Annotated in this window: 12 protein-coding genes; 1 reads left to right on the top strand and 11 read right to left on the bottom strand. The window is 68.8% G+C overall.

Features of this window, described 5'->3' with window-relative positions; translation table 11 throughout:
- Positions 1–13: 13 nt before the first annotated feature.
- The 4 genes from MRB47_RS15425 to MRB47_RS15410 are packed head-to-tail and all read right to left on the bottom strand — an operon-like array spanning position 14 to position 3,597.
- On the bottom strand, positions 14–1,276 hold the full coding sequence (locus MRB47_RS15425; RefSeq protein WP_252101135.1) for an MFS transporter: 1,263 nt from the start codon (positions 1,274–1,276) through the stop codon (positions 14–16).
- Between the two features lie 60 nt (positions 1,277–1,336).
- Positions 1,337–2,167, bottom strand: coding sequence for a LytR/AlgR family response regulator transcription factor (locus MRB47_RS15420; protein ID WP_252101134.1), 831 nt, complete (start codon positions 2,165–2,167; stop codon positions 1,337–1,339).
- On the bottom strand, positions 2,127–3,233 hold the full coding sequence (locus MRB47_RS15415) for a sensor histidine kinase (RefSeq protein WP_252101133.1): 1,107 nt from the start codon (positions 3,231–3,233) through the stop codon (positions 2,127–2,129). Before MRB47_RS15415 ends, MRB47_RS15420 begins: the two co-directional genes overlap by 41 nt.
- A 43-nt stretch (positions 3,234–3,276) precedes the next feature.
- Positions 3,277–3,597, bottom strand: a complete 321-nt coding sequence (locus tag MRB47_RS15410) for a 2TM domain-containing protein (protein ID WP_015912771.1) — start codon at positions 3,595–3,597, stop codon at positions 3,277–3,279.
- Positions 3,598–3,829: 232 nt separating this feature from the next.
- On the opposite strand from MRB47_RS15410, the gene MRB47_RS15405 reads away from it, so the two are divergent.
- A complete protein-coding gene (locus tag MRB47_RS15405) occupies positions 3,830–4,654 on the top strand; it encodes an undecaprenyl-diphosphate phosphatase (RefSeq protein ID WP_015912772.1) in 825 nt (274 codons plus the stop codon).
- A gap of 5 nt (positions 4,655–4,659) precedes the next feature.
- Here MRB47_RS15405 and MRB47_RS15400 read toward each other — a convergent pair whose 3' ends face one another.
- The 7 genes from MRB47_RS15400 to MRB47_RS15370 all read right to left on the bottom strand — a co-directional run bounded on the left by MRB47_RS15400 (position 4,660) and on the right by MRB47_RS15370 (position 15,321).
- Positions 4,660–6,450, bottom strand: coding sequence for a diguanylate cyclase (locus tag MRB47_RS15400; RefSeq protein ID WP_252101132.1), 1,791 nt, complete (start codon positions 6,448–6,450; stop codon positions 4,660–4,662).
- Positions 6,451–6,568: 118 nt separating this feature from the next.
- On the bottom strand, positions 6,569–7,384 hold the full coding sequence (locus tag MRB47_RS15395) for an alpha/beta fold hydrolase (RefSeq protein ID WP_088888586.1): 816 nt from the start codon (positions 7,382–7,384) through the stop codon (positions 6,569–6,571).
- Between the two features lie 8 nt (positions 7,385–7,392).
- Positions 7,393–8,220, bottom strand: a complete 828-nt coding sequence (locus MRB47_RS15390) for a proteasome-type protease (protein WP_252101131.1) — start codon at positions 8,218–8,220, stop codon at positions 7,393–7,395.
- Between the two features lie 166 nt (positions 8,221–8,386).
- Positions 8,387–11,041: a DNA mismatch repair protein MutS gene (gene mutS, locus MRB47_RS15385; protein ID WP_252101130.1), complete on the bottom strand. Its 2,655-nt coding sequence runs from the start codon at positions 11,039–11,041 to the stop codon at positions 8,387–8,389.
- 70 nt (positions 11,042–11,111) lie between these two features.
- Positions 11,112–12,716: an alkaline phosphatase D family protein gene (locus MRB47_RS15380; protein ID WP_411275704.1), complete on the bottom strand. Its 1,605-nt coding sequence runs from the start codon at positions 12,714–12,716 to the stop codon at positions 11,112–11,114.
- 13 nt (positions 12,717–12,729) lie between these two features.
- A complete protein-coding gene (locus tag MRB47_RS15375) occupies positions 12,730–14,253 on the bottom strand; it encodes a GGDEF domain-containing protein (RefSeq protein ID WP_252101129.1) in 1,524 nt (507 codons plus the stop codon).
- A 93-nt stretch (positions 14,254–14,346) separates the two neighbouring features.
- Positions 14,347–15,321 carry an NADPH:quinone oxidoreductase family protein gene (locus tag MRB47_RS15370; protein WP_088887371.1) on the bottom strand — a complete coding sequence of 325 codons (975 nt, stop codon included), beginning with the start codon at positions 15,319–15,321 and terminating at the stop codon, positions 14,347–14,349.
- Between the last annotated feature and the right edge of the window lie 93 nt (positions 15,322–15,414).

The raw sequence follows: 15,414 nt of genomic DNA, 5'->3' as shown, positions 1-15,414 counted from the left end.
GCAGATTTGACTGCTATCTTCCACCCTGCGGCGGATGCGGCAGCAGCCGAAACGCCAGCGCCGCCAACGCGAGCAGCACGGCGATGCTGGCCATCACTGCCAGGTAAGGGTCCGTCCCCCCGCGCTTGGCAAGGGACGCGACCAGCCCCGTGAGCCACTGCATGGCCGCCACACCCAGGAACATGGCCATGGTGAACACCGCCATGGCCCGCCCGGTGAGCGCCGCCGGGTAGGCCGCGCGCACGTCCGCGTACTGCAGCACGATGAAGCCCGACAGCAGCCCCACGGCCAGCATGCAGGCCACGTCCAGCAGGGCGGAGTGCGGCAGCACCATGGCCGCGAACAGGACCGCCATAGCCAGGGTGCAGGCCACGATCCAGCGGCGGCGCCGGGCGGGGCCGGGGTCGATGCGGCCGAACAGCATCGGCCCGCACAGCGCCACCACCGACAGGGCCAGCGCCACGTTGCCGCTTTGCACCAGCGAGAAACCGTGGCGCTCGATCAGCATGGGCCCCAGCCACAGGCCGCGCAGGGAGATGAGCGCCGCATAGGTCACCGCGCCCAGCACCACGATGCCCCAGGTGTGCGGCACGGTGAACAGCGCGGCGAAGCGCAGCACCGCCTCGCGCACGGATTCGCGCGGGGCCTCCTGCTGCGCATGTGCGGCCGCAGGCTCATGCACGCTGCGCCAGATCCACAGCCATGCCGCCAGCGCCAGCACCGCCAGCACCACGAATCCCGCGCGCCAGGACCACTGCTGCACCAGCCAGGCCAGCGGCGTGCCGGTGAACAGCATGCCCAGCGTACCCAGCGCCATCGCCATGCCCGACATCGCCGCGAAGCGTTGCGGCGCGAAATGCCGTGCAATGAACACCGTGCACACCAGGAAGGCCGGCGCGCAGCCCACGCCGATCAGCGCCTGGCCCAGCAGCAGCGCGCCGTAGCCCGGCGCCAGCGCCGACAGCAGCGCCCCCGCGATACACAGCGGAAACGCCGCCAGGATCGTGCGGCGCACGCCATACAGGTCGATGCCGATGCCCATGAAGAGCTGCATGGCGCCAAAGGCGAAATGGAAGGTGCCCGCGAACACCCCCAGCGCTTGCGGCGACAGCCCGAAGTCCGCCTGCAGCGGCGCGGCCATGATGGCGGCCACGGTGCGAAAGGCCGAGCTCAATGCGAAGCCCGAGGTCAGCGCCACCAGCATCAGCAGGGCGGCGCGCGGCGCCATGGCGATGGGGGCGGGTGGAAGCGGCGCGGCGGAGGGGGCGTTGGGCATGGGGCCCGAGGCTACACCGGACGCGGCGCGCGTGCAGGCGCCGTGCGCACCGGCCCGCGCTTACATGGCCTTGAACAGCGGCGCATACAGCCGGCTCACCGCCAGCCGCTCAGGCCTGCCCCGCAGCTGCAGATGCATCCGGCCCGCTTCGTCGCGTATGGCGCTGGCGATGGCGGCGGCACGTACCAGCGTGCCCCGGTGCACCTGCCAGAAGTCGGCCGGATCTAGCTGCCCGGCCAGTTCCTTGAGTGGCGTGCGGATCAGGTATTCACGCTCGGCGGTGAGCACACGCACGTACTTGTCGGCCGCCTCGAAGTACACGACCTCCTGCACAGGCACGAGGTGGATCTGCGTGCCGCTGCTGGCCTGGATCATGCGCAGCGGCGCGCCGCCGCCCGCTGGGGGCTGCACCGATCCGCCCAGCCCTGGGGCCTGCGCCAAAGCGCGCAACTGGGTCAGCGCTTGCTCCAGCGCCGGCAGCGCGCCAGGGGCGCCGCGCTGTGCCAGCAGTTGCTGCAGCCGCTGCACCGTCTGGCGCAGCCGCGCGGGCTGCACGGGTTTGAGCAGGTAGTCCACCGCCTGGGCTTCAAAGGCCTGTACGGCGTATTGGTCGTAGGCGGTGACGAAGACCAGCGCGGGAAAGGCTGCGGTATCGGGCCAGGCATCGGCCAGCTCTGCCGCCGCCTCCAGGCCGCTCTGGCCGGGCATGCGGATGTCCAGCAGCAGTACGTCGGGGCGCAGCGCCAGCGCCTCACGCACGGCGCTCAGACCGTCGCCCACGCTCGCAGCGACCTCCAGCGCGGGCCAGGCTTGCTGCAGCTCATGGCGCAGGGCCGCGGCCAGCAGCGGCTCATCCTCGGCAATCAGGGCTCGGGGGAACGTCGAGTGCATGGTGCTTCAAGGGAAAAGTGATGATGCAGGCCGTGCCCTGTGCGCTAGCAGCTATCAATTCGAGAGTGCCAGCGTCGCCGTACAGGGTGGCGAGGCGCTCGCGCACCTGCTGCAGGCCAAAGCGCGCGGTGGTCGTGCCCGCGGTGCCCGTGGGTGGTGTGTCGCACAGGCCCGCGCCGGTGTCACGCACGGCCAGCTGCACGCGCGCCGCCGGGGTGCCTCCCTGCAGCAGCGCGGCCTGTACGTGGATGTGGCCACCCTGCACCTGTGGCTCCAGGCCGTGGCGGATGGCGTTCTCCACCAGCGGCTGCAGCAGCAGGGGCGGGACGGGCACGTTGCGCAAAGCCTCGGGCAGTTCCAGGGTGTAGTCCAGGCGCGGGCCCATGCGCACGGCCATGAGGGCCAGGTAGTCCTGCAGCCGCGCGAACTCGTCGGCCAATGGGTGCAGCGCGGCGCGCGATGCGCCCAGGGTGGCGCGCAGGTAGGCGATGAAGTGGTCCAGCATCTCCTGGGCGCGCGGCGGATCCGTGGCCACCAGCACGCGCAGGTTGGCCAGGGTGTTGAACATCATGTGCGGCTCCAGCTGCGTTTCCAGCAGCTTCAGGCGTGCCTCGGCCGCGTCACGCTGTACCTGGGCCACGCGCGCCTGCAGAAAGCGCGCCTTGCCACGGCTGTGGAAGAAAAACGAGATGGATGCGCTGGCAGCGATGGTGACGACCAGGGTGGACACGGCCTCGTGCCCGCGCAGCCAGGCCAGGTCGCCCAGTGCGCCGCCGTTGTACAGGTGTCCCACCACCGAGCCGGAGACAAAGCCCATGGCCGTGCCCGCAAAGATGAGTACCGCTCCCCATGGCCGCCGCGGCCACGGAATGGCGCTTTGGCGTGTGAGCGCCATGCGCCCCAGGTCCACCGTGAACCAGCTCACTAGGCCGATGGTGAGCGAATACACCAGGTTCGCATCCCAGGGCGTGGATCTCGCCAGTGTGACGCCCAGCGCCACCAGGCAGCAGAACGCCGCCGTGGTCAGCAGCCGGCAGAGGAAGGCGATGGGGTGGTTGACGCTCATGGAACAGGCGGGGTACGAGCCATTGTGCTGCAGGGCCGGCCCGTCATTGCGGTGCCGAGTCGTTGTGGCCGCTGCGCTCGCGTGCCAGCGCCGCCCGCTCGCGTGCGACAAGCGCTTCGCGCCAGTGGGCTCCGGGCAGGGCCAGCCACACGACCGCCCCATGCAGCAGCAGGCCCAGACCCCAACCGAGGGCGGGGTAGGGCGTCCAAGTCCGCCCCTGCATCAGCGCCAGGCCCGCCAGCGCCAGCTGAACGGTGAGGTAGACGCCCGCGTGCAACAGCCAGCCCAGCTTGGCACCCGCGCGCCGCCGGGCCAGGCGGTCGAGGGTATCCGGGTGGTTCGGGGAATGAAGAGAGTGATGCATGGCGCGTCTCCAGACGGGGTACTGCACCCCGTTGCCGTACTGTGCAAGGAGAGGGGGCCCACCAAACAGTGCATTGCGACGAACGGCAGCCGCGTGGCGCGGGCGGTTGCCTGGCGGGCGCGAGCGGAGCCGTTTCAGCGTATGGCCCGGCAGGACACAGGGCGTGACACCCGTGTCACGCCGCACGGGGCTGATAATCCGCGCTTTGCTTTTCCGCTGTCAGGACGCTTGCGTGGACACTCTTTTGCTGCTCAAGGCCGCCATCATGGGCGTGGTCGAAGGGCTGACCGAATTCCTCCCCATCTCTTCCACCGGCCACCTGATCCTGGCCGGGTCGCTGCTCGGGTTTGACGATGCCAAGGCCAAGGTCTTCGACATCGCCATCCAGACCGGCGCCATTTTCGCGGTCATTCTGGTCTATTGGCAGCGCATCCGCGCGACGCTGGTGGCGCTGCCCACCGAGCGGCAGGCGCGTCGTTTCGCCTTGAACGTGCTGATCGGCTTTCTTCCGGCCGTGCTGCTGGGCCTGTTGCTGGGCAAGGCCATCAAGGCGCATCTGTTCACGCCGGTGGTGGTGGCCAGCACCTTCATCCTGGGCGGCTTCGTCATCCTTTGGGCCGAGCGGCGCCAGCAGGCCGCCGTGCGCATCCATGCCGTGGACGACATGACGCCGCTGGACGCGCTGAAGGTCGGCCTGGTGCAGTGCCTGGCCATGGTGCCCGGCACCAGCCGCAGCGGTGCCACCATCATCGGCGGCATGCTGCTGGGGCTGTCGCGCAAGGCGGCTACCGACTATTCGTTCTTTCTCGCCATCCCCACGCTGATCGGCGCAGGCGTCTACAGCCTCTACAAGGAGCGCGCACTGCTGTCGGCGGCCGACATTCCGCTGTTTGCCGTGGGACTGGTGTTTTCGTTCATCAGCGCCTGGCTGTGCGTGCGCTGGCTGCTGCGCTACATCAGCTCGCACAGCTTCGTGCCGTTCGCCTGGTATCGCATCGCGTTTGGCCTGGTGGTGCTGGTCACGGCATGGAGCGGCCTGGTGACCTGGGCCGAATAGCCGCGTCAGGACGACGCCAGCGCCAGGTCGCCCTTGTTGCGGCGCACGCAGAACTTGCCCTGCTGCTTGCCGCTGTACATGGCGGCGTCCGCCAGGCGGATGAGGGTGCAGGCGTCGCAGGCATCATCGGGCGCAAGTGCGTAGCCGATCGTCAACCCCACGCGGATCTCGACGCCCTGCACGTAAAACGGCTTCAGGAAGGATTCCAGCAGTGCGATCCCGAGATCGTGCGCCTGCATTACGCTGGGCAGCTGCTGGGCCATGACGACGAATTCGTCCCCGCCCAGCCGTGCGATCAGGTCGGCGTGGCGCAACTGGGCGCGCAGCCGCTGCGCCACGGCCACCAGCAGCCGGTCGCCCACGGCGTGTCCATGCTGATCGTTGACGGGTTTGAAGCCGTCCAGGTCCAGCATAAACACGGCCAGCAGCCGGTCGGCTTGCGCGTGGGGCAGCGCGGCGCCCAGGGCTGCGTCCAGGCCGCGCCGGTTGGGCAGGCCGGTGAGGGGGTCGGTGCGGGCCAGCGACATGAGCGCATCGCGCTCCCGGCTGGCGTCTTGCACTGCGTCACGCAGGCGTGCGTGGCGCAGGCCCAGCATGCGCATGAACAGCAGCATGTTGACCACGGCTGCGATCTGGAAGAGGTGCATGGGCCAGAACCGGGCGGGGAGCTCCCCATGCACCAGCAGAGCGAGCGCGACGGCGGTGCCGATATAGGCCGGCCATGCGAGCAGCAGCGTGTGCCCGACGGGGTCGTTCTCGTGCATGCGCCGCGCGGCCATGGGCAGGCTGATCAACGCCGGCAGCGGCCCCAGAAGTGCCAGCGTGGCGAGGGTCGCGGGCGTGTTCAAAACGTTTGACAGGAACGCGGCGCAGAGCAGGACGGACAGCGCGGCTCCTCCCTGCATGGTGCGCAAAAATCGACCGGGCCGGTTGTCGCGCGCCAGCGAGTGCCCCATGAACAGGAAGGCGCCGATCACCGCGATGCAGACGAACAGCGGGCCGGCGTGCTGCTGCATCCAGGGGTGGTGCCCCCAGATGAACAGGCTGCCGATGCCAAAGAAGTGGATGGAAAACCCCGCGCTGCCCAGCACCAGCAGCGCGTAGTAGGCGAACACCTTTTCCCGTAGCGCAACGGCCTGCAGCAGACCGTAGATGAACAGACACAGCGCCAGGCCCACGAACAGGCCCTGCAGCATCTGCTCGCGCAGCATGGGCGCAGCCATGTCTCGCCAGGTGCCGATGCGCAGCGGGACAATCATTCCGCCCAGCGTGCGCACGCGCACCAGCAGCTCGTAAGTGCGTTCGTGCTCCAGCGCCAGAACCACCGCGGGGGTGCGCCAATCCAGCGCGTGGGGGCTGGGCTGCTGCAGGTTGCCCAAGGCGTGATGCTGCAGCACCTCGCCGTCCGCCACCAGATAGACGTCGAGTTCGTTCAGCAGCGGGAAGTCCACATTGATGACCCAGGGCCCTGCGCGCGCCTGGGGGACCAGTGTCGCCTTCAGCCACACGGCATCCGGGCGCACGCCCAGTGAACCGCCGCGCGTCACAGGTGCCGCGAACTCCGTGGGCGTGGCCAGCATCTCCTGCACCGTGCGTGCCAGCGTGGGGTCAGAGCGCATGCACAGGTGGGCCCACAGATCCACGGGGCCCCTGCCCGGCTCCAGCACTGTGGCTCTGCAGGCCTGCGCCGGGCCGGGGTGCAGCGCGCCGAGCAGGCACAGCATTCCGCCCAGCACCGCGCGCAGCCGCACGCCGCCACGCAAGATTCCGCACCAGAGCAACAGCAAAAGCCGCATCGCACCCTCCGCAGGAGGTTCAAATGTATCACCGCGTAACGACTGCGGTGTGAGCGGATAGAGGGCAAGTCGCCGCGGGCTGCCGCGGGCTGTTGCGGACTGCCGCGGGCTGCGCGTGTCAGGAATCCGCGATGTGGGCCAGGTTCAGCAGCGCGGCTTCGATCGCCGCGGCCGTGGCGCGGGGCTGCTCCATGGGAAAGAGGTGACTGCCGTCCAGCATCGTCACGCGGCCCTGGGTGATGCGCTGGGTCATCGCCATGCCCACCTGGCGCATCTCGGCGGAATCGCGCCCGCCGATGAAGGCGGCCGGGCAGCGCAGCGGATGCGCGTGCAGCAGCCGGGCCAGGTTGTGGGGCAGGGTGTTGTAGATCTGGGTTTCCACCGCGCGGTCAAAGGCCAGCACGCGCTTGCCGTCCTGGTCCTGCAGGCCGTGTGTCACGTAGTCCCGCAGCACGCGCGGGTCCCAGTGGGCGAAGGCCTTCTTGCGGCGAAAGTGCTCCAGCGCCTCCTCGTTGCTGGACCAGCTGTTGCGCCGCGCGCGGCTCACGCGTCCGGGCGAGACGGCGCCCACCACCTGCGTCTGCTTGGCGACCCCCAGGGCACTGGCGCGCCAGCCGCCGATGAGGGGCGAGTCGATCAGCACCACGCCCCGTGCCAGCTCGGGGTGGCGCGCGGCGGCCATCACGCTCAGGAAGCCCCCGAGCGAATGGCCCACCAGAAAGGCCTGTTCGCCGCTGCGTTGCTGCTGCTCGGCGGCAAAATCCGCCAGGTGCTGCACCAGGTGGGGCCAGTTGTTGCTGACGGGGTATTTCTCGTCATGGCCATAGCGCTCGATGGCGCTGACGCGAAAGCCGCGCTCGCGCAGTTCATCGAACAGCACGCGGTAGGTGCCGGCGGGGAAACTGTTGGCGTGGGAGAAAACGATGCAGGCCATGGAACGGTTCACACGAGCTTGTCGCGCGGTGTGGTGATCTTCTTGATCGGCCGGCTGCGCAGGGGCTCCACGCGGATGGGCACTTCGGTCACGCCGCCGTTCCATGCCGGGTCCTCGATGCTGTCGAACACCTGGCGCAGCTTCTCGCCCCAGCTGTCGTGCAGCATGCGGAAGTAGGGGTTGTGCTCGTCGATGCACACGATCTTGTCGGTGGCGAGGCGCCCCTCCTCGTACACCACGAGGTCCAGCGGCAGGCCGACCGAGAGGTTGGACTTGAGCGTGCTGTCCATGGACACCAGCGCGCACTTGGCCGCCTCGCTCAGCGGCGTGTGGGGCGTGATCACGCGGTCCAGCACGGGCTTGCCGTACTTGGACTCGCCCACCTGGAAGTACGGCGTCTCGGCCGTGGCCTCGATGAAGTTGCCTGCCGAATACACCTGGAACAGGCGCATGCCCTCGCCCTTGATTTGGCCGCCCAGCAGCAGGGAGACGTTGAAGTCCACCCCCGCGCGCTGCAGTGCGGCGCCGTCGCGCTCGTACACGCGACGCACCGCCGCGCCCAGCACGCGCGCCACGTCGAACATGCTGGTGGCGTTCCATAGCGTGATGGGCGTGCTGTCGCCGGGCTCCTGGAGCTGCTCGACCTGCAGGATTTCGCGCACCGACTGCGAGATGCTCAGGTTGCCGGCCGACAGCAGCACCATGAAGCGGTCACCGGCCTGCTCGTAGACCATCATCTTGCGAAAGGAACTGATCTGGTCCAGCCCGGCGTTGGTGCGCGAGTCGGACAGGAACACCAGGCCGGCGTTGAGCTTGATGGCGACGCAGTACGTCATGGGATGGGCAGTGAAGGCGAAGAGGGCGAGTGTAGGGCGCTTTGCCGGGTGGCCGTGTCGCGGCTGCGGCGCTGCGGCGGGCGCAGGGCGGGCATGCTCATGAGGTTTTGTTTGCTACCATAAACATAGCTGCTAGCGCTTTACTGGTAAGCGCTAGAGCCTTATTTTATTCAAAACCGGGCGTGCTCAGCCGCTTGAGCTGGTAGAGCGCGTCCAGCGCCTCGCGGGGCGACAGCTGGTCCGGGTGGATCTGCGCCAGGGCGGATTCCACGGGGCTCACGGCCGCCACCTCGGGCGCGGGCGGCGGAGCGAACAGGTCCACCTGCAGCTCATCCTCGCCCGCGCGTTCTTCCAGCGCGGCGAGCGTGTGGCGCGCGTGGTGCAGCACGGCGGCGGGCACCCCCGCCAGCTTCGCCACCTGGATGCCGTAGCTGCGGCTGGCGGGGCCGGGCTGGATCTCGTGCAGGAAGACGATGTCGTGGCCGGACTCGGTGGCGCCCACGTGCACGTTCACCGCGTGCGGGTGGCGCGCCGCCAGTTCGGTCAGCTCGAAGTAATGCGTGGCGAACAGCGTGAACGCGCGGGTCTTGTCATGCAGATGGGTGGCGATGCCGCTGGCCAGCGCCAACCCGTCGAAGGTGCTGGTGCCCCGGCCGATCTCGTCCATCAGCACCAGGCTGTGCGGCGTGGCGGCGTGCAGGATCTGCGCCGCCTCGGTCATCTCCAGCATGAAGGTGGACTGGGCATTGGCCAGATCGTCGGCCGCGCCGATGCGGGTGTGGATCGCGTCGATGGGACCCAGCCGGCAGGCCGCGGCCGGCACGTGGCTGCCCATGCTCGCCAGCAGCACGATCAGGGCGACCTGCCGCATGTAGGTGGACTTACCGCCCATGTTGGGGCCGGTGATGATCTGCATGCGCGCGTTGGCGTGCAGGCGCGTGTGGTTGGGGATGAAGGCGCCGCTCGATGTTTCGGCCAGCCGGGCCTCCACCACGGGGTGGCGGCCCGCCTCAATGTCGATGCAGGGCTCGTTGACGAATTGCGGTGCGCACCAGTTGAGCGTGAGCGAGCGCTCGGCCAGCGTGCACAGCACGTCCAGCGTGGCCAGCGCATGCGCCACGCGCGTGAGCCGCGGCACGTACTGCTGCAGCTGCTCCAGCAACTGCTCGTACAGCCATTTCTCGCGCGCCAGGCCTCGCTCCTGCGCGGAGAGGGCCTTGTCCTCGAAGGTCTTCAGCTCGGGGGTGATGAAGCGCTCGGCGTTCTTCAGTGTCTGGCGGCGGCGGTAGTCTTCGGGCACCTTGTCCGCGTGGCTGCTGGTGACCTCGATGTAGAAGCCATGCACCTTGTTGAACTGCACGCGCAGGTTGGGGATGCCGGTGCGCGCCTTCTCGCGCGTCTCCAGATCGAGCAGGAAGTCGTCGCAGTTGTTCTGGATGCCGCGCAGCTCGTCCAGCTCGGCATCGAAGCCCGGCGCGATCACGCCGCCGTCGCGCACCAGGGCGGCGGGCTCCTCCAGAATGGCGGCACGCAGCAGTGCCGCGCAGTCGACGGGGGGCTGCAGGTGGCTGAAGATTTGGGCCAAAAACGGCTCTGGCGCTTGACTGTTAAGCGCGAGCAGCTCTGCTTTTTGTAGCGTCTTGCACAGCGCCACCAGCTCGCGCGGGCGCACCTGCCGCAGCGCGATGCGCGCGGTGATGCGCTCCACGTCGCTCACGCCGCGCAGTTCGCTGCGCAGGAGCTGCCACGGGCCCTGGCCGCTGCCGGCGCCGCGCAGCGCGGCCGTGGCCGCCAGGCGCTGGCGCGCGTCGCTGCGGTCGCGGCGCGGCTCCAGCAGCCAGGTCTTGAGCAGGCGGCTGCCCATGCCGGTCATGCAGGTGTCCAGCAGCGAGAACAGCGTGGGCGCGTCCTCGCCGCGCAGGGTCTTCACCAGTTCCAGGTTGCGCCGCGTGGCCAGCGGCAGGTGGATCAGTTCGTCGCTTTGCTGTACGCGCACGCCGTGCACATGGGTGAGTGCGCGGCCCTGCGTGTGCTCGGCGTACTGCAGCAGCGCGGCGGCGGCGGCGTGGGCGTGGGGCAGGCCCTCGGCATTCCAGGCCTGCAGGCTGGCCGCGCCGAGCTGCTCCAGCAGCTTGCGCTCGCCCAGGGCACCATCGAACTGCCAGTCGGGCCGCAGGCTCATGGGGCAGGTGAACACGCCGCCCTGGCGCAACTGGGTCAGTTGTTCTTCAAAGCGCTGGGTGATGCCCGCGCTGTAGATCACCTCGCTGGGGGCGATGCGTGCGAGCCAGGTGCCCACGTCGGCCTGTGCACATTCGGCCAGCTGCACCACACCCTGGGTGACGGAGAGCCACGCCAGGCCGCAGCGCGCACGCGCGCCCTGGTGCACGGCCAGCAGCATGGACTCGCTCTTGTCGGACAACAGTTCGCTATCGGTGAGCGTGCCGGGGGTGACCACGCGCACCACCTTGCGCTCCACGGGGCCCTTGGCGGCGCCCACTTCGCCCACCTGCTCGGCAATGGCGACCGACTCACCCATCTTGATGAGGCGGCCCAGGTAGTTCTCCAGCGCATGAAAGGGCACGCCTGCCATGGTCACCGGCTGGCCGGCCGACTGGCCGCGTTGGGTGAGGGTGATGTCCAGCAGGCGCGCGGCCTTCTCGGCATCGGCGTAGAAAAGCTCGTAGAAGTCGCCCATGCGGTACAGCAGCAGCGTGTCGGGGTGCTGCGCCTTCAGGGCCAGGTACTGCGCCATCATGGGCGTGTGGTTCGAGAAGTCGGCCTCGTCGGGGCGCGGGGTGGGCGCGGGTTTCCCGGTCATCTGCGTGCGTGTTCCTTGGGTGCGGACGAAAGTGGCAAGGGCGCGCGACGCGCCAGGATTGGTGCGGGCCCTAGGCCGGCTGCGGGCCGGGGCGGCCGTCTTCCACCACGAATCGGGCCAGAGTGTACGCGGCGCTGCCGGCATCCAGCGGGTCGCGCAGGGCGCGCAGCGTGGTGGTCCAGCGCGTGGGCGTGATGTCGCACAGGCCGTAGCCGCGCTCCTCACAGCGGGCCAGCAGTACATGGGGGTTGTGGCGGGCGATGGCATCCACTTTGTCCTGCGTGGTGCCGGCGCGCGAGGAGATCGACGTGCCGCAGAACTCGCTGGCCAGGATGCGCGGCGCACCGTGGGCATGCGGCCCGTGTGGCGCCATCACGTTGCAAACATAGTTCTGGTGGATGTCGCCGCCCAGCAGCACCGTGTTGCGCGGCGGGTGCTGCGCCAGCGCCTGCAGCAGGCGGTCGCGTGCGGCGGGGTAGCCGTCCCAGCTGTCGGTGGACTGTAGGCCCGAGGGGTAGCGGCGTGGCGAGAACAGGGTCTGCTGCGCCAGTACGCTCCAGCGCGTAGTTTGGTTGCGCGCATCGGCTGCCAAGCCCGCGTGTAGCCACTGCTCCTGTTCCCAGCCGAGGAAGCTGCGGTGGCCGTCCAGGATTTCGGGGCAGGCGTCGGGCCGCACCGCGCCGGTCGCACCCTTGCCCGGCGTGCGGCAGGCCTGCAGGTCGCGGTACTGGCGTGTGTCCAGCATGTGCAGCCGCGCCAGGCGCCCCCAGAGCAGACGGCGGTGGATCTGCAATTGATGGAAGCCGGAGCCGGCCAGCGTGGATACACGCATCGGCATGTGTTCATAGAAGGCCTGCCACGCGGCGCTGCGCAGCGGCAGCCATTCGGCGCGCTCGCCCCGGCCCTGGCCAGCGGCGTAATCGTTCTGTACCTCGTGGTCGTCCCAGGTCACCGCCCACGGGGCGCAGGCGTGCGCGGCCTGCAAGGCGGGGTCGCTCTTGTGCAGGGCGTAGCGGTCGCGGTAGTCCTGCAGGTTGCGAGGCAGGCGCAGCGCGTGCACGCGGGCCAAGCCCGTGGCGTCCTGTGGGCTGGGATATTCGTAGATGTAGTCGCCCAGGAACAGCACCAAGTCGGGCTGGTCCGCGCAGGCATGCCGCCAGGCGGCGTAGTGGCCGTGCTCCCACCGCTGGCAGGAGGCGAACACCATTCGCAGGCGCCCGGGCAGCGCATCCGGTGCGGGTGCGGTGCGGGTGCGGCCGACGGGGCTGGTGGCGTCACCCAGCATGAAGCGGTAGTGGTACCAGCGGTCGGGGCGCAGGCCGGCCACCTCCACATGCACGCTGTGGCCCAGTTCAGGCAGCGCCATCGCCGTGCCTTGCTGCACGATGTGGCGAAACTGCGCGTCGTCGGCCAGTTCCCAGCGTACGGTCAGGGGGCCGACCCAGGGTGCGTGGGCGCCGGCCAGGTCCGCGGGCGGAAGCACGCGGGTCCAGAGGACCACGCCGTCGTGTACTGGGTCGCCACTGGCCACACCCAGGCGAAAGGGGTCGTGCCGCACGGCGGCCTGGGCCCAGGCCCAGCGGGGCAGTTGCGTGGCCATGCCGGCCCAGGCGGCCTGACGCAGCAGTGTGCGGCGCGAGATGTCAAGCGAAGGCGGGTGCACGGGACATCGCACAAGGGTCCAGGCGTCAGGCGGCAACCACGCGGTTTTTGCCGGTGCGCTTGGCCAGGTACATGCCCTGGTCGGCGCGGCGGATCGCGTCGGCGCTGCCTTGTTCGCCCTCCACCTGGGCCACACCGGCGCTGAAGGTGATGAGCACCCGTTCCTGGTCTTTGAGGAAGTAGCGCGTGGTCAGCTCGCGTTGCAGGCGCTCCATGGCCTTCACGCCTTCCGCCAGTTCGGTGTCGGGTAGGATGATGACGAATTCCTCGCCGCCATAGCGCGCCAACTGGTCCTGCGGCCGCATCACCTCGCGGGTGACCTGCGCCAGATGCACCAGGGCCGCGTCGCCGGCGGTGTGGCCCAGGCGGTCATTGATGGACTTGAAGTTGTCCACGTCCAGCAGCGCCACGCACAGCGGCGCGTCCTGGCGGCGCGCACGCGCGATCTCGCGCTCCATGGCCTCGGCAAAGCCCTTGCGGTTGAGCGAGCCCGTCAACGGGTCGTGGCGCGCCTGGGCGCTCGCGCGGTCCAGCTCCTGGCGCAGTTGGTCGATTTCGGCGTGCTTGGCCTCGGTGCGCTCGCGCAGTTCCTGCAGTTCGCCGCGCGTCACCCGGCTGCTCAGCGCCATGGCGCGCGTGGCGGCCATGACTTCCTCCAGCAGCGGCATGATGTCCTGCAGCTGCGTGGCCTGGCTGATGCGTTCGGCGCAATCCTCCATCTTGGCGTTGTAGGCGCTGCTGGATTCATCCATCTGCGCCAGGCGCTCGATGAATGTGGCCAGCAGTTCGCGCATCTGCATCTGCGCGTGAACGGTGCGTTCCTTGGCCTCAGTCTGCTTGAAGATGACGTCCTTGAGGCGTCGCTGCACGTCGTCCAGCCGGCGCAGCGTGAGCGGCGGGGTGGAGGCCGCAAGCAACGCCTCGGCCTGGCCGTGCAGCCACTCGTCGTCCATGCTCAGGGCGGCAATGTTCTCGAACACCAGGCGCAGCAGGCTGAGCAAGCTCAGCCGGATGGCGGCTTGGTCTTCCGCCGCGAAAGACAGGCGGTAGCTGAAGTTGCCGAGCATCAGCTCGGTGGTGGAGACGGGAGGGTCGGGCTCGCGCAGGAAGGTGCTCAATTGCGCAGCCAGCTCATGCACGCGGGCATCGTCCTCGCCCAGCGCCGGCAGGGTGTTGTCCACCAGCCGCGCCAGATTCTGCGCCAGTGTCAGCGGCAGGTGGTCAATCCGGGTGCTCGCGGGCTCGGGCGCGGCCACGGGCGAGAGTCCCAGGTTGGCGTATCCCACCAACACGTTTTGCAAAACGCCCCAGTCCTGCTGGGTGATGGCGGTTTCCAACAGGCCCAGCAACCGCTTTTGCGCCGGGGTCTGGCCGGGGATCACCCGCGAGATCTGCCGCAGCTGGGCGCTGGGAAACGCCGGCGCGCTGGTGGTGCCGGCCACTTCGTCATAGAGGGCCTGGTAGTGGTCGGGCGTGGGAGGAAGCCGGCGCGTGGCGAGTAGCTTGAGCGTCTCGCGGGCAATTTCAGAAGGGGATTTGGCGGAGGCCATCTGCAGGGACGCAGGAAGATGCAAACAGCCAAAAGTGTGACAGAGTGCAGCCCGCTTGGATAGCAGGCCGGGTCAAGCCATGTGTAAATCGTGTCAGTTGACCAGAACCAGTTTGCCGATCACCGCACGTGCGCCCATGTGGGCAAACGCGGCGGGTAGCTGTGACATGGGCATGGTTCGGTCGATGGCGGGCCTGATCTTGCCCTGTGCATACCACTGGAGCAGGGTGCCCATCATCGAAGCATTGGCCTGGGGCTCGCGCTTGGCGAATTCGCCCCAGAACACGCCGACGACAGAAGCACCCTTAAGCAGTGGTAGATTCAACGGCAATGAAGGGATGGGGCCTGATGCGAAGCCGACCACCAGATAGCGGCCTCGCCAGGCGATGGAGCGAAATGCGGGCTCTGCCAGTGCGCCGCCCACCGGGTCGTAGATGACGTCCGGTCCCCGCCCGTCGGTCAGTGACTTGGCGGCGTCGCGCAGGTCCTCCACGCTGTAATTGATCACGGCATCGGCGCCCAGCTTCAGGCACACGTCGCATTTTTCGTCCGTGGAGGCGGCGGCGATCACGCGCGCTCCCTTGGCCTTGGCGATCTGAATCGCGGCGGTGCCCACGCCGCCAGCCGCGCCCAGCACCAGCACGGTCTCGCCAGGCTGGAGCTGGCCCCGGTCCAGCAGGGCGTGGTAGGAGGTTGCATAGGTCATGATGAATGCCGCCGCATCCACATGGCCAAAGCCGTCCGGCAGGGGTATACAGCGTGCGGCCGGGGCGATGGTGTGCGTGGCGAAACCGCCCGTGCCGCTAAGGCAGGCCACGTTTTGACCCACCTGCAGATGGGTGACGCCGTCGCCCACGGCCTGCACGACGCCCGCGAACTCCGAGCCGGGCACGAAAGGCAGGGGTGGCTTGATCTGGTACTTGTTCTGCACTATTAGCAGGTCGGGAAAATTCAGGCTTGCCGCGCGGATCTCGACGAGGACCTCGCCCGCCTTGGGAGCCGGGTCGGGCAGTTCTGTCCAGGCCAGGGCCTCGACGCCGATGGGGTTGGTGCAGAGCCAGGCGTGCATGAATGTCTCCTTGGTCGCTACGAATCTGTTGGGCGGGCATCATAGGGGCCGTCTCTGAGGCTGGGTTGTCCCTTGCGTGACCAGCGACAGCGT

Source organism: Diaphorobacter sp. LI3, from assembly GCF_022807955.1.
Classification (GTDB): domain Bacteria; phylum Pseudomonadota; class Gammaproteobacteria; order Burkholderiales; family Burkholderiaceae_C; genus Diaphorobacter; species Diaphorobacter nitroreducens.
This window is presented reverse-complemented; position numbering and strand designations above follow the sequence as displayed.